This window comes from Aquimarina algiphila (assembly GCF_947494415.1).
GTDB classification, from domain to species: domain Bacteria; phylum Bacteroidota; class Bacteroidia; order Flavobacteriales; family Flavobacteriaceae; genus Aquimarina; species Aquimarina algiphila.
The window spans coordinates 222,585-237,728 of the sequence record NZ_CANLVC010000007.1 but is presented as its reverse complement, the minus strand read 5'-3'; the positions used below and the strand labels follow the sequence as shown (position 1 = coordinate 237,728).

The 15,144-nt window shown below is 33.2% G+C and carries 10 protein-coding genes; 9 read left to right on the top strand and 1 reads right to left on the bottom strand.

Features of this window, described 5'->3' with window-relative positions:
• Positions 1–96: 96 nt before the first annotated feature.
• Entirely contained in the window at positions 97–2,790 is a 2,694-nt protein-coding gene (locus PQF96_RS15795; protein ID WP_271767321.1) for a DUF5916 domain-containing protein, read from the bottom strand.
• A 282-nt stretch (positions 2,791–3,072) separates the two neighbouring features.
• Here PQF96_RS15795 and rplM point away from each other — a divergent pair, with 282 nt between their 5' ends.
• The 9 genes from rplM to asnS all read left to right on the top strand — a co-directional run bounded on the left by rplM (position 3,073) and on the right by asnS (position 15,073).
• Positions 3,073–3,528: a 50S ribosomal protein L13 gene (gene rplM / locus PQF96_RS15790; RefSeq protein WP_109435659.1), complete on the top strand. Its 456-nt coding sequence runs from the start codon at positions 3,073–3,075 to the stop codon at positions 3,526–3,528.
• Complete coding sequence (rpsI, locus tag PQF96_RS15785) at positions 3,528–3,914, top strand: 30S ribosomal protein S9 (protein WP_109435660.1); 387 nt, start codon at positions 3,528–3,530, stop codon at positions 3,912–3,914. The genes rplM and rpsI overlap by 1 nt, the downstream gene beginning before the upstream one ends.
• A 128-nt stretch (positions 3,915–4,042) precedes the next feature.
• On the top strand, positions 4,043–4,888 hold the full coding sequence (rpsB, locus tag PQF96_RS15780; RefSeq protein WP_109435661.1) for a 30S ribosomal protein S2: 846 nt from the start codon (positions 4,043–4,045) through the stop codon (positions 4,886–4,888).
• A 170-nt stretch (positions 4,889–5,058) separates the two neighbouring features.
• On the top strand, positions 5,059–6,024 hold the full coding sequence (gene tsf / locus PQF96_RS15775; protein ID WP_109435662.1) for a translation elongation factor Ts: 966 nt from the start codon (positions 5,059–5,061) through the stop codon (positions 6,022–6,024).
• 458 nt (positions 6,025–6,482) lie between these two features.
• On the top strand, positions 6,483–7,190 hold the full coding sequence (gene pyrH / locus PQF96_RS15770; RefSeq protein WP_109435663.1) for a UMP kinase: 708 nt from the start codon (positions 6,483–6,485) through the stop codon (positions 7,188–7,190).
• Positions 7,191–7,236: 46 nt separating this feature from the next.
• Positions 7,237–7,800, top strand: coding sequence for a ribosome recycling factor (gene frr, locus PQF96_RS15765; RefSeq protein ID WP_109435664.1), 564 nt, complete (start codon positions 7,237–7,239; stop codon positions 7,798–7,800).
• A 90-nt stretch (positions 7,801–7,890) separates the two neighbouring features.
• Positions 7,891–10,332, top strand: a complete 2,442-nt coding sequence (locus tag PQF96_RS15760; RefSeq protein ID WP_271767317.1) for a DUF5686 family protein — start codon at positions 7,891–7,893, stop codon at positions 10,330–10,332.
• Positions 10,333–10,417: 85 nt separating this feature from the next.
• Positions 10,418–12,835, top strand: a complete 2,418-nt coding sequence (locus tag PQF96_RS15755) for an efflux RND transporter permease subunit (protein ID WP_143918025.1) — start codon at positions 10,418–10,420, stop codon at positions 12,833–12,835.
• Between the two features lie 795 nt (positions 12,836–13,630).
• Entirely contained in the window at positions 13,631–15,073 is a 1,443-nt protein-coding gene (gene asnS / locus PQF96_RS15750; RefSeq protein ID WP_143918024.1) for an asparagine--tRNA ligase, read from the top strand.
• Positions 15,074–15,144: the final 71 nt, after the last annotated feature.

Genomic DNA, 15,144 nt, shown 5'->3' with positions numbered 1-15,144 from the left:
AATACTAAGCCTGAAAAAGTTTTTTACAATAACAATGGCTATCCCATAATAAACAACTTGAAAAGCATCTTTTCAGAAATTAAGTACATCAAGAATTTAAAGTACAAATCTATATGTAGCTTTAATTAAGAAAGTATTCTCAGGTTGCTGATCCAAAATTTGATTTTTTAAACTTCTAAAAAGATGATCTCCAGGATTCCCATCTCCGGTAACCCCCTGTGACCAAACTAAAAATATCTCTGAACCTGGAATATATTCCCAACGCAAAACCAAATTAGAACGAAATTGCACAAATGCAAAATCAGGATTATCAATTGTATAATCAACCGTCCCATCTCTATTTTCGTCTATCTCGTATTGATCATCCACTAACGAAATCTGATCTTGATTATATAGCGTTACTCGTTCACCAAGGTTTTTGGCTACCGCATTATTTACATAATTAAAGTCTTTATATCTCCCTCTCGATATAAAAGGCTCTCCATAATACTGTATTGTCAAGTTTGGATTAATATTATAATTCAACCTAATACTTGCACTCAATGTTTGTTGATCTATATCTGCTGTAATATAACGTGCCGTTCCATTAAAATCTGCCTCTGTTACATATTGAGTTTTATTAGGATTTTGTCGAAACTGTGGATTAAGAGACATACTAAAAGAATTAAAAGGCTGGTATCTCAATCTAATCACATATCGATTGAATGAAAAACTGTTTTGTGCTGCTCTGGATCCATCATATCCAATAGTAAAATTAAATTTCTTTCTTCGATCTGAACCGAAAAACAAATAAGCAAAATTCTCATCAGAGAAACGCCAGCGAGGCCCACCTCTCAAAAAGGTGTTGGTAAAAATACGAGGCTTATGACCAAAACCAGCTTCTGTCCACCAGTTATTTTTATAATTAATAAAGCCTTCTAATCGATATTGAATGCGATTATAATTTCCATCAAAATCGAATGTAGCAAATTGATTAAAATTGATATTTGCTCTTCTATACAACTTTGTTGGTTTTAAGAAAAGATAACGCGCACTACTGAACTGTCTGATTTCATCTGCTTGACGTAAAAACCCTATATCATTTAACTCCAATTCTGGAGAGCGCCAAAATACCCCTGCACTATATCTCCAATTTCCTCCTCCAGATTTACCTCCGGTTAACTTACCTCCAGTTCCGGTTAATGAAGTTCTATTAGGATCTACTTCTACATGCCCTGCATCTACTCGTTGAAAAAGATGAGTTAATTCATTTTGAGTTTCTTCAATAGCTTCTTTAGAACCTTCTACATGACTAGCTACAATATTGCCTTCTAAGAAGTATTTTCTGTCTTTCCAATTATGTTTAAAATCTAATCCTGCCGAATATGCAGATTTCCTAAGAAGATTAAGGTTATTTTCCCTTGTACCTGCCACTTCAGATGTTTCATCTGTATCAGGATCTTCTTCATCTATATTAAATGTATCTCCAAGATCTCGATTGGTAGCTGTAATGATCCCTCCAATAAAAGAATTACGTTTATTGAAATCTTTTTGAACTCTACCCACCATATAATTCGTTAAAGGTTCTACAATAGCCTCCCTTTTATTTCCATTTTCATCTTCAATTTTTGCAATCTCTCTAGAAGTTACGCTCTCTAAGATACCAATAGACCAGCCATCTTTGGTTTTTCCGCTAAATTTTGCTGCGCCAAGAATTGTAGTATTTGTGGGCCTGTCTATAAATTCGTTATCAATTCCCGAAATTGACCCCTGTGGATTTCTTCCTATTCTACGAGAATAAAATACATTATCCTGATTATTAGCGAAGCGATAATCGAATATGTTCTTATTTTCTACAAAAAAAGGTCGTTGTTCCCTGAAGAAAATCTGAAATCCATCTAATGCAATGGCTGCAGGGTCAGCTTCTACTTGCCCGAAATCTGGATTCACTGTCAAATCCAAAGTAAGATCATTTGTAATCCCTATTTTTGCATCCAAACCGCCATTCAACTCAAAATCATCACCATCTCTAAAAGGATTCCCTTCTTCTTTTGGATATGTATCTAATTGAGTCACAGCAAAAGGTTGGATTTCTAATTGTTTTTGTGGTTCAATATCAATTAATCCATGTAGTTCTCCAAACTCACTTACCCAACCAGGTGCATCCTGCGGGATACGTTGCCATACAGAGCGTTCTTCTTTTCTAAACAACCTACGATTAACCTGCAATCCCCATATTTGCTCTTTACTTTTACCAAATTTTACCTGACTTAAGGGAATTTTCACTTCGGCTGTCCATCCCTCTTCATCAATATTTGTAGCTGTATACCAAATTGGATTCCAACTACTATCCCAATTATCTCCATTCTGAGAGATAAATTCGTCTCCTTTTACACCGGCAGCAGTAATACTAAATGAAAAACCGGTCCTCTTATCATGATAAGTATCAAGATTAATCTCTACCCAGTCACCTGCAAAACCATCTCTTCGGGATAGTCTTTTCTCAATTTTATCAGGTTCGTCATCATAACAACGATATGCTATATATAGGTATTTTTGATCGTATACTATTTTAAATTTTGTTTTTTGGCTAGGAGGAGTATTCTCATCTGGTTGATTTTCTGTAAAATCACCGGTCCATTCTACCAGATCCCAACCCGATTCATTAATTAACCCATCGATTGTTGGAGCTTCTGCTCCCTGCAAAGGTTTTGTAGTATAAATTCTTTTTTTAACTGTACTAGTAGAATCTTGTGCAAAGATAATTATTGGAAATAAAAAGAGTACCAAAAGACAGGTATAACATTTCATGATGATTAGAAGTTTGATGATTGATATAACTAAGATGACAGAAATTATTCTAGTTTGTCACACATACCGTTGTTTTTTAGTAAAAAATTAACAGAGGATGACACCTTGAAAGCATAAAATAAACGAGCTCTACGGTAATTACCTCAACATCCCTGAAAACCAATGCATCATACTTTAAAAATAATATCAACTACCAGTTTGCTATATAAATATATAATTGTACATTTGCACCCCTATTTTATATAGGAAAAGGAATGTTTAATTAAGTAAAAAATAATTAGTGTGGACACATTAAGTTACAAAACAGTATCTGCAAACAAAGCTACCGTTACTAAAGAATGGTTGCATGTAGATGCTGAAGGACAGACTTTAGGTCGTCTTTCTTCTGTAGTAGCAATACTACTTAGAGGTAAGCACAAACCTAGCTTTACCCCACACGTTGATTGCGGTGATAATGTTATCATTACCAATGCCGAAAAAATCAACTTAACAGGAAAAAAGTGGACAGATAAATCTTATATCCGTCACACTGGATACCCTGGAGGGCAAAGAAGTCTTACTGCTCAGGAATTGTATGACAAAAATCCAGAGCGTTTAATCGAAAAAGCGGTAAAAGGAATGTTACCTAAGAACAAATTAGGAGCAGCTTTATTCCGTAATTTAAAGGTATATGCAGGAGCAGACCACGGTCAGGACGCTCAGCAGCCTAAAACTGTTAACTTAAAAGAATTTAAGTAATGGAAGTTATTCACAAAATTGGTCGTAGAAAGACGGCTGTAGCTAGAATTTATCTTAAAGATGGTTCTGGAAAAATTACGGTTAACAAAAAAGATCTTGCTGACTATTTCACTACCGCTACTTTACAATACAAAGTAAACCAACCTTTAACTTTAACAAGTAATGAGGATAAATACGATGTAAATGTAAATGTATATGGTGGAGGAATCACTGGTCAGGCAGAAGCTGTACGTTTAGCTATATCAAGAGCGGTATGTGAGCTAGACGAGGAAAACAGATCAATCCTTAAACCAGAAGGTTTATTGACAAGAGATCCAAGAATGGTAGAACGTAAGAAATTCGGTCAGAAGAAGGCTCGTAAGAAATTCCAGTTCTCTAAACGTTAATTTATTAAAACAGTATTTGTTGTTACTTCATCTATATGAGGGGTTAGTTTAGCATCTAAATGCCCAAGGCCATACAAAAGTAGCCACTTGAGCATTGCTAATTCAACAGAACGTAAACTATTACAAAAATGGCAAACAATATCGAAGTAAAAGAATTACTTGATGCGGGTGTACACTTTGGTCACCTGACAAGAAGATGGGATCCAAACATGGCACCATATATATATATGGAGCGCAATGGTATTCACATCATTAACTTATATAAAACTGCTGCAAAAATTGATGAAGCTAGTGAAGCTTTAAAAAAAATCGCAGCATCTGGCAGAAAAATCCTTTTTGTCGCTACCAAAAAACAAGCTAAAGAAATTGTTGCTGAAAAAGCAGCTAAAGCTAACCAACCTTACATCACTGAAAGATGGCCTGGTGGTATGCTTACCAACTTTGTTACAATTCGTAAAGCCGTTAAAAAAATGGCTGCTATCGATAGAATGAAGAAAGATGGTACTTTTAACACATTATCTAAAAAAGAACGTTTACAAGTAGATCGTTTAAGAGCTAAATTAGAAAAGAACTTAGGTTCTATTTCTGATATGACTCGTCTACCAGGAGCGTTATTTGTTGTAGATATTACTCGTGAACATATCGCGGTAAAAGAAGCTCAAAAATTAAACATTCCTATTTTCGCAATGGTTGATACTAACTCTGACCCTCGTCAAGTACAGTATGTAATTCCTGCAAATGATGATGCTTCTAAATCTATTGACAAAGTAATGACTTATGTTAGTGATGCTGTTATCGAAGGCTTAAGTGAAAGAAAAGCTTCAAAAGATGCTCCTAAAAAGGATGCTCCTGCAAAACAAGCCGCTCCTGCAAAAGAAGCTGCACCTGTAAAAGAAGCTCCTGCAAAAGTTGAAGCTGCAGCGGTAGTAGAAGCACCAGTAGTAACTGAAGCTGCTAAGCAAGAAGAAGAATAAACAGATTGATTACTCAATCTATTAAAATTCTAGGTTAGGGTTTTATCTTTAAGGTAAACTTAACTTTAGCATAAAATTAATAAGTCGTTTGGTTCTTTACTTTTGCAGTACTAACTAAACGACTTGTTTTTTACATAAACAACACATTTACACATTAAATATTTAAAGATATGGCAAATATTACAGCAGCCGACGTAAGTAAATTACGTAAAGCTACAGGTGCCGGAATGATGGACTGCAAAAAAGCACTTGTTGAAGCTGAAGGAGATTTTGACGCAGCAATTAAAATCCTAAGAGAAAAAGGACAAAAAATTGCTGATAAAAGAGCAGATAGAGAATCTGCAGAAGGTGCGGTTATTGCAAAAGTTAACGACACAAAAAATAAAGGAGTAATCGTTTCTCTTAATTGTGAAACTGACTTTGTTGGAAAAAATGAATCTTTCGTCTCTTTAGCAAAAGAATTAGCTGAAGTAGCACTTAACACTTCCTCTAAAGAAGAGTTTTTAGCTTCAGATTTTAATGGTATGACTGTTCAGGAAAAACTTACTGAACAAACTGGTGTTATTGGAGAAAAAATCGAAATTGGAGATTTTAAAATATTAGAAGCTCCTTTTGTCGGGTCTTATATTCATGGAAATAAAATTGGTGCTTTAACAGGATTATCTACTGCTATAGAAAGCGCAGAAAGCCTTGCTAAAGACATTTCTATGCAAGTAGCTTCTATGGGAGCTACTACATTATCTTATAAAGATTTTGATCCAGAATATGTTGCTTCAGAAACTCAAGCAAGAATTGCTGCAATCGAAAAAGAAAATATCGAACTTGGTCGATTAGGAAAAACGTTAAAAAACGTCCCTCAATTTATTTCAAGATCTCAATTGACTGATGAAATAATTGCACAGGCAGAAGAAAAATTAAAAGCTGAGCTTAAAGCAGAAGGAAAGCCTGAGCAAATATGGGATAGAATTCTTCCTGGTAAATTAGAAAGATTTATATCTGATAATACTACATTAGATCAAGAACAATGTCTTCTTGACCAAAACTTCATCAAAGATGAAAAGAAGACTGTAGCTGATTATGTACAATCATTAGGTGATGTATCTGTGGTTAATTTTGAAAGAATAGCCTTAGGATAATTACAAATCACATATTTTTAGAGTTAGATCTAAAAAAACAAAAACCGCTTCTATATAGAAGCGGTTTTTTCTTCATCATATTTAAAAAATATTTTTTTTCTAGATTCAAGATATTTATATAAGCTTCAAGTTTCCTTGAGCGCTTATCCCCCAATTATACAAACAGACTCCCCAATCAGTTTATATTGCATCAATATCAATGATATTTATGCGTTTTAAATATCTAAATACTCTTCCAAAAATATTTCTCGTCCCCCACATTTTTTTTGTTTTCCCTGAGGCAAACCTATAACATAATTTGACACTAACCAATACCCTTTATAGGGGAAAACCACCCTTTTTTATAATTGAGTTAAATTTTAACATTTAGGTATTAAATTCAAAAAATTACCTTTATAAGCTAAACTATTTCCTAAATTAAGAATATCATTATATTTGCACCACAGTTAAATCTCACAATGAAATACAAAAGAATATTACTTAAATTATCTGGCGAAGCTTTAATGGGTGATCGCCAATATGGAATTGATCCTAAAAGATTAGCAGAATATGCTGACGAAATCAAACAGATCACCGATAGAGGTGTACAGGTTGCTGTTGTAATTGGAGGGGGTAATATTTTTAGAGGTGTTGCAGGCGCTAGTAAAGGAATGGATAGAGTCCAGGCTGACCATATGGGAATGCTTGCTACTGTTATTAACGGACTAGCATTGCAAAGCGCCCTTGAAGATGCCGAAATACCTACTCGATTACAATCTGCGGTAAAAATTAATGAAGTAGCAGAACCATTTATACGAAGAAGAGCAATGCGCCATCTTGAAAAAGGAAGAGTTGTTATTTTTGGAGGAGGAACAGGAAACCCTTATTTCACTACGGACTCTGCAGCAGTATTAAGAGCAATTGAAATTAATGCAGATGTTATTCTAAAAGGCACCAGAGTAGATGGCATATACACCTCTGATCCTGAGAAAAATGCAGATGCAACAAAATTTGATTTTATATCCTTTGATGATGTTTTAAGAAAAGGACTAAAGGTAATGGACACTACAGCATTTACATTAAGTCAGGAAAATGAACTACCAATAGTTGTTTTTGATATGAATAAAACAGGAAATTTACTAAAAGTTGTTTCTGGCGAATCTATTGGAACTCAAGTAAATCTTTAATTATATTGGCTTATTTTTTGATTAGTCAAAAGAAAAGAAGTAAAAAATGAACGAAGAAATAAATTTTATTATCGATTCGACAAAAGAGTCAATGCAAGCTGCAATTGCTCATTTAGAAAAAAAATTACTTAACATTAGAGCTGGTAAAGCATCACCTGCAATGCTAGGTAATGTTATGGTAGAATATTACGGTTCTCCTACACCATTAAATCAGGTAGGGAATGTATCAACTCCAGATGCTAGAACGATTTCTATTCAACCCTTTGATAAATCCGTAATTCCTGAGATTGAAAAAGGTATTCAAGTTGCCAATCTTGGTTTCAATCCTATGAACAATGGCGAAAGTGTTATTATAAGTGTTCCTCCTCTTACAGAAGAACGTCGTAGAGATTTAGTAAAACAAGCCAAATCTGAAGCAGAAGACTCTAAAGTTGGCGTGCGTAATGATCGCAAAAATGCTAACAATGAAATAAAAAAACTGGAAAAAGAAGGATTGTCTGAAGATTTAGCTAAAAATACTGAGGTTGACATTCAGACATTAACCGATAGCTACATAAAAAAGATAGATGAAATGTTAAGTATAAAAGAAAAAGAAATTATGACTGTTTAATATTTCATAATGAACGTTAATTATAGCTAAAGCGTTTTCTTATTGGAAACGCTTTTTTGTATATTCGTTTTTTTGAACCTATTTGGTATAATGCAGAACAAATTTTTTTGTTTATTATTTTTTACTCACTTTGTTTTAATTTCTCAAGTTAGCATCAATGGCATTGTCATTGACCAAAGTACTAATCGACCCTTACCTTTTGCTACAGTAAAGACAAATACATCCTCGTATGCTTTGACCTCTGTTGACGGAGAATTCATGATTAGATCTAACGCATATCCTGTTAACCTAACCATAAGCTATTTGGGGTACCAGACCAAAGTGATTGCAATTGAATCTAAAAATTCTGAAAAGATAGAAATTAAACTCAATCTTAAAGAAGAAAATCTTGCCACTGTAAAACTAGATGTTACTGAAAATGTAGCTGCAAAAATTATTGCAGAAGCGATTCGTAGAAAAAATCAAAACAACCCAAAAAAACTACTTAAAACTTTTAGTTACAAAAGCTACAATAAACTTAAAATCACTGAAGATAATCAAGCCACATTAAATACCTCTGACACTACAAAAGTTGACATGGAGCGTTTATTTAATGACACTCATTCTTTTTTATCAGAAAAGGTAAGTTTACATCAATTTAAAAAAGGTATTGAAGAAAAAGAAACTGTTTTAGCTACTAGGATGACTGGTTTTAAGGAACCTGTTTATAATGTATTAGGTATTAAAATACAATCTAATTCACTTTACAATGAAGATTACACGATTTTTAACAATAAATATATAGGTCCACTATCCAATAGAGCACTTAGGAATTATTATTATAAAATTCTTGACACTACACAGGATAAAAACCCAGCCTTTGTCATTCTTTTTCAACCTCGTAAATCTAAAAATTTTGCTCGTTTAGAAGGCGTTTTATATATCGATATAAAGACATTAGCGATTCAAAAAGCTATTATCGAATTAAGAGGAGAACTCAATGTAATGGCCACTCATACTTTTGAATATTTTCCAGAAGAAAAAATTTGGTTTCCAGAAAGTCAGGAAATTACTATACGACCAGGAGATGGAAGACAAAAGGTTAGTCTCTTTGGTGGACAAATCTCGGTCGGAAGACTCGGAAATAATAAAAAAACCTTTTCGGGAAATAACGATTTTCTAATCTCCAAAACTGATTTATATGACATTGAATTAAATACCAAACAAAATGTAAATCAGAGCCAGGCTACCATACAGATAGACCCAGAGGCCAATGTAAGAGACGAAAGTTATTGGCAAAAAAATCGCACAAGCGCTATTACTGAGAAAGATTTAAATTCATTTCCAGTTGTAGACAGTATTGTAAAAGCTCAAAACATTGAACGCAAAATTGATGTGATACAAAGTTTTAATATAGGTTATTACCCTGTTGGTTTTTTTAATTTTGATCTTACATATCCCATAAAATATAATAATTATGAAGGATTAAGACTTGGATTAGGTGGTAAAACAAACGCTAAGTTTTCTAATCGATTTAGATTAGAAGGGTATCTGGTATATGGTTTTAGAGACTCAAAATCTAAATATGGAGTTGGAGGAGGTGTATTATTAAATAAGAACTCAGATTCTTGGTTAAATGTAAATTACACAGATGATATTAAAGAAGTAGGTAGTTTCTTTTATCTCACAGACAGAAGGGTCTATTCTTTATTTGAACCTCGTTTGGTAAATATTGATTTCTATTATAAACACAGAACCTGGAGCACCAGTTTACAATATCAAATTTTCCCAAAACTTGTTTCTGAAACTCAATTTTCAACAAGTAATATAGGTCAGACAGGTGGATATCGATATCTTAATGATGGAAATCTGTTTTCAAATTATAAAACTTCAGAATCTACAATAGCACTTCGTTGGAGTCCATTTAGTAAATTTCTAAAAACGCCTAATGGCTATAAAGAGATTCACGATGGATACCCTAAAATCACAGCGCAATATACCCAAAGTTTCAAAGGAGTATTTGATAGCAATTTCACATACAGTAAAATAGGGCTTAAAGCAGAATATGTTATTAATCGTATCAATCAATCCCAAACCAGCCTTTTATTCGAAGCCGATTTGGCAACTGGCGATATTCCTCTTACACATTTATATCATGCATATCCTAATGCTCCTACAAAAGAAACTGTCTTTCAGCGTTTTTCTGTTGCCGGAAGAAGGACTTTTGAAACCATGTTCTTTGGAGAATTTTTTAGCGACAAACTAGCTACATTACAAGTAAAACACAGAATAAAACCAATTAAGATTACGAGTTGGTTTAAACCAGAATTAGTTCTTATAAGTCGGTATGCTATCGGAGATGTAGAAAATATTGAAAACCACCAAGGCGTAAGTTTTTCTTCTTTGCAACAAGGTTACCAAGAATCTGGTTTCGAAATCAATAAGCTATTTGCTGGTTTTGGACTTAGCTTTGCATATCGATATGGAGCATATCACCTTCCAAGAATTGAAGATAATATATCATTCAAGTTCACTTTTTATTTAAAACTTTAATGCTCAAAATAATACCTAATTTTCTTTAAAGAAATTGTTAAATAATACCTCTTCAATCCTTACATTTGCACCAGGAAAGTAAAGAATGGCAAAATTATTCAGTTTCGGGTTTTGGAATGCACTGGCTGGAATTATACTCCGTAATAGAGCTATAATATTCATAACAATTATAGGGATCACAGTTTTCATGGGTTTTCAATGGAAAAACATGAGATTCTCACATTCAGAAGCAAATATGCTTCCTGATGACCATGAGGTAAATATAGAATATCAAAAATTTTTAGAAAAATTTGGAGAAGAAGGTAATCTGATTGTTATGGCAGTAAAAGACAGTAGTCTTTTTACTCCTACAAAGCTTAAAGCCTGGAATGATTTTAATAATTCTTTTAAGGAATATGAAGAAATAGACCTCGTAATTTCTATTGCCGACCTTAAAAAATTAACAAAGAAGGATAATCCTGCTCGATTTGAGCTAATTCCTTTTATAAAAGATTCTAGTTACACAGAAAAACAGGTTACTTCTTATAAAGACGAACTATTTAATAAACTTCCTTTCTACGAAGGTTTAGTATACAGTAAAAAATCTCAAACTGTTCAAAGTGCACTTTACCTCAAAAAAGATATTGTAAACACCAAAATCAGAAAAAAGTTTATTATAGATGTGCTTCAGCCGGCAGTAGAAGCTTTTGAAAAAGAGTATGACATGGATATAAAAATATCCGGAATGCCATACATTAGAACCATGAATTCGCAGAATATCATGGATGAAATCTCAGTATTTATTCTTGCTGCTTTATTAGTTACTTCTCTAATTTTCTTTTTCTTCTTTAGATCTCTAAGAGCGACTCTTATCTCTATGACTGCCGTAATTATTGGGGTAATGTGGGCTTTTGGGCTTTTGGGTATTCTAGAATATGAAATAACAGTACTTACGGCTATCATACCTCCTTTGGTAATTGTAATTGGTATTCCTAATTGTATTTTTCTAATTAATAAATACCAACAGGAAATAAAAAAACATGGTAACAAAGCCAAATCGTTACAACGAGTAATTACCAAAGTTGGTAATGCCACTCTAATGACTAATGTTACCACAGCTTCAGGATTTGCAACCTTTGCTTTAACTGAAAGTAAATTATTAAAAGAGTTTGGTATTGTAGCCTCTATAAATATAATTGCTCTATTCATACTTTGTTTATTAGTCATAACTATAATTTATAGTTACATGCCACAACCCAAAGAAAGGCACTTAAAGCATCTGGGGAAAGGATGGATTGAAAAACTAATGGATTGGATGGAAAATATGGTAAAAACCAGAAGGGTTACCATTTATTTTTCTTCTGTAATTATTTTAATCGTAAGTATTATTGGTATTTATACCATAAAAGTTTCGGGAAGTTTACTAGAAGACATGCCAAAATCTGCTGGCTTCTATAAAGATATAGAATTTTTTGAAGACGAGTTTGATGGTATTATGCCATTAGAAATATTAGTCGACACTAAGCGTAAACAAGGTGTTTTAAAGCTTTCTACTCTAAAACGTATGGAACAGCTTCAAGAACTTCTTGAGGAGACTCCACAGCTTTCAAAACCTATCTCTATTGTGAGCTTGGTAAAGTATTCTAAGCAGGCATTTTATAATGGGAATCCAAAATATTATCAAATCCCAACCAGTCAGGAACGAAACTTTATTCTGCCATATGCTAAAAGTTTTGAATCCAAATCTGGGGTAATGAAAAGTTATGTAGATTCTACAGGGCAATATGCCAGAATCACTACTTTTATGAAAGATGTGGGAACAGAAGAAATGGATCGCATTGAAGCAACTCTAGCACCAAAATTAGAAAAAATATTTCCCAAAGATCGCTATAATGTTTCTTTTACAGGCAAAGCTCTTATTTTTCAAAAAGGCACCAAGTACTTAGTATGGAATCTAACTTTTTCACTAACCTTAGCTGTTGTATTAATTGCATTATTTATGGCCTGGATGTTTAGATCCTGGAAAATGATTGTTATTTCTCTTATTCCTAATTTATTACCATTACTAATGACAGCAGGATTAATGGGATATTTGGGAGTACCCATAAAACCATCTACGATCCTAGTGTTTAGTATTGCCTTTGGTATTTCTGTGGATGACACAATACATTTTCTTGCAAAATATAGACAGGAATTAAAATCTAATCATTGGAGGATTAAAAAATCTGTACTGGCTTCTTTAAGAGAAACCGGAGTGAGCATGTTCTATACTTCAACCGTTTTATTTTTTGGATTCTCTGTTTTTATGATCTCTAGTTTTGGGGGAACCAAAGCATTAGGTGGATTAGTATCTACAACTTTATTGTTTGCTATGCTGGCAAATCTTTTATTGCTCCCTTCTCTGTTACTTTCATTAGAACGAAGTATTGCAAATAAAAAGACTTTAAAAGAGCCTACCTTTAAAATTATCCCTCCTAATGATAATGAAGAAGAAGCTGAAGAAACTCTTCAAGAAGAAGAATAAAAATTTAAGCCATCTTACTTTTATTTTTTATTTGATTTAAGAATATATTCAATCTATACAGTATAGTTGATAAAGGGTCGCCTTATATCTTATAATGCTTCTTTTATTCAAAACTTTTATAATAAAAAAAGCCCCGTTAGAAACTAACGGGACTTCTGTAAGATAGATTACCCCAAAACCTATCGAACTAAACTTAACGTAAACACAATCGTCATAATTGCATATGCAAGATACTGCCCCTTTTTATATTTTGAAATACCCAGTAGGGGGGAAAAATCCCCTTTTTTTATAAACAACTTCAACTTTAACACAACTCAGTTATAAAAAACATTAACAATAAAAACGTAATCAATTGAAATACAATATTTTAACTTCTTTTTTAAATTTATGATTAATGTCGTTTTTTGATTAAAAAAAATCAAAAAAAACACATTTTTAAGTCAAAAACTCCAAGGATTATGGTTTTTACGCATAATCACTCCTTAAGAAAACGTCAGATTACAATGTTTTTACCATACCATTTATTGAATATCAAAAAGAATACCAGACTATATTTCTGCGAGAGACGCTTTTTGAATTCATAAGATTACTTTCAATCAGATTAAAAAATTATCTTTGCTACCTTAAAATTTTACACAACTAAATGATTTATGTGTTTACATATTCTAAAAAAGTGTAAAATTGATATTTATAAAACAGGATATAATGAAATGAGTTTAGTAGTAGATTTTGAATATGATTATAATTACTGCTAGACGAATTACATCTGACTATTAAAAACAAAAAACACGACAGATGAAACATACCAAGGTGGTAGAAGTACTACAAAGCGATAAACTATTACAACCTGTAGTTATTAAAGGTTGGGTTCGTTCCTTCAGAAATGACCGTTTTATAGCGGTTAACGATGGATCGACTATTAATAATATTCAGTGTGTTCTAGAAGACAATACAATAGACGCTGCAATTATCGATAGAATTAATATTGGTGCAGCTGTGGTTATCAATGGTACTTTGGCAGAAAGTCAAGGAAAAGGACAACGTGTTGAGATTCTCGTATCGAGTGTTGAAATCGAAGGAGACGCTGATCCCGAAGAATTAAAATTAACTATTTTATCCCCCAAACGTCATAGCCTTGAAAAATTAAGAGAGCAAGCTCACCTTAGAGTTCGCACTAATACCTTTGGTGCAATAATGCGCGTTCGTTCAAAATTATCTTTTGCGATACACGAATATTTTCAAAAGAATGATTTTTATTATGTACACACACCAGTAATCACAAAGAGTGATGCTGAAGGTGCCGGTGAAGCTTTTAAAGTAACTAATTTTGATCTTAATAATGTTCCTAAAGATGAAAACGGGGGCGTAAACTACAAAGAAGATTTCTTTGGAGGTGAAACCAATCTAACCGTTTCTGGCCAATTAGAAGCTGAAACTTACGCTATGGGATTGGGTCAGGTATACACTTTTGGTCCAACTTTTAGAGCAGAGAACTCAAACACCTCTCGTCATCTTGCAGAATTCTGGATGGTAGAACCAGAGGTGGCTTTTTGTGATCTGGATGGAAATATGGATCTGGCAGAAGATTTTATAAAGTATGTAATTCAGTTTGTTCTCGAAAATTGCCAGGATGATCTCGAATTTTTAGAAAATCGTCTGATACAAGAGGACAAACAAAAACCACAGGCAGAACGAGCAGAAATGTCTCTTCGTGATAAATTAAAGTTTGTATTAGAAAATAATTTTAAGCGAGTAAGTTATACCGAAGCAATTGAGATTCTTAAAAACTCTAAACCTAATAAAAAGAAAAAATTCAAATTCCCAATTGATGGATGGGGTGCAGATTTACAAAGTGAACATGAAAGATTTCTTGTTGAAAAACACTTTAAATGCCCAGTAATTTTATTTGATTATCCAGCTGATATCAAATCTTTCTATATGCGTCTCAATGAAGATGGTAAAACGGTAAGAGCTATGGACATTTTATTCCCTGGAATTGGTGAGATTGTAGGAGGTTCACAACGTGAAGAGCGTTTAGATGTTCTAAAAGAAAAAATGGCTGCCCTCGATATTCCTGAAGAAGATTTATGGTGGTATCTGGACACACGTCGCTTTGGAACTTGTGTACATAGCGGTTTTGGACTTGGATTCGAACGCCTAGTTCTTTTTGTAACCGGAATGGGTAACATTAGAGATGTAATTCCTTACCCTAGAACACCGCTTAACGCAGAGTTCTAATTTTTTTATATTAAAAGACTACATATAACTTTTCCCCAATTGCAATCAATTGGGGATTTTTTTATTTAGAT

Bases quoted from the DNA above. Each gene is read 5' to 3' on its own strand.
- PQF96_RS15755 (WP_143918025.1), top strand. From the start codon at position 10,418: ATGGCAAAATTATTCAGTTTCGGGTTTTGGAATGCACTGGCTGGAATT.
- tsf (WP_109435662.1), top strand. From the start codon at position 5,059: ATGGCAAATATTACAGCAGCCGACGTAAGTAAATTACGTAAAGCTACA.
- rpsB (WP_109435661.1), top strand. From the start codon at position 4,043: ATGGCAAACAATATCGAAGTAAAAGAATTACTTGATGCGGGTGTACAC.
- PQF96_RS15795 (WP_271767321.1), bottom strand. From the start codon at position 2,790: ATGAAATGTTATACCTGTCTTTTGGTACTCTTTTTATTTCCAATAATT.
- rpsI (WP_109435660.1), top strand. From the start codon at position 3,528: ATGGAAGTTATTCACAAAATTGGTCGTAGAAAGACGGCTGTAGCTAGA.
- asnS (WP_143918024.1), top strand. From the start codon at position 13,631: ATGAAACATACCAAGGTGGTAGAAGTACTACAAAGCGATAAACTATTA.
- frr (WP_109435664.1), top strand. From the start codon at position 7,237: ATGAACGAAGAAATAAATTTTATTATCGATTCGACAAAAGAGTCAATG.
- pyrH (WP_109435663.1), top strand. From the start codon at position 6,483: ATGAAATACAAAAGAATATTACTTAAATTATCTGGCGAAGCTTTAATG.
- PQF96_RS15760 (WP_271767317.1), top strand. From the start codon at position 7,891: ATGCAGAACAAATTTTTTTGTTTATTATTTTTTACTCACTTTGTTTTA.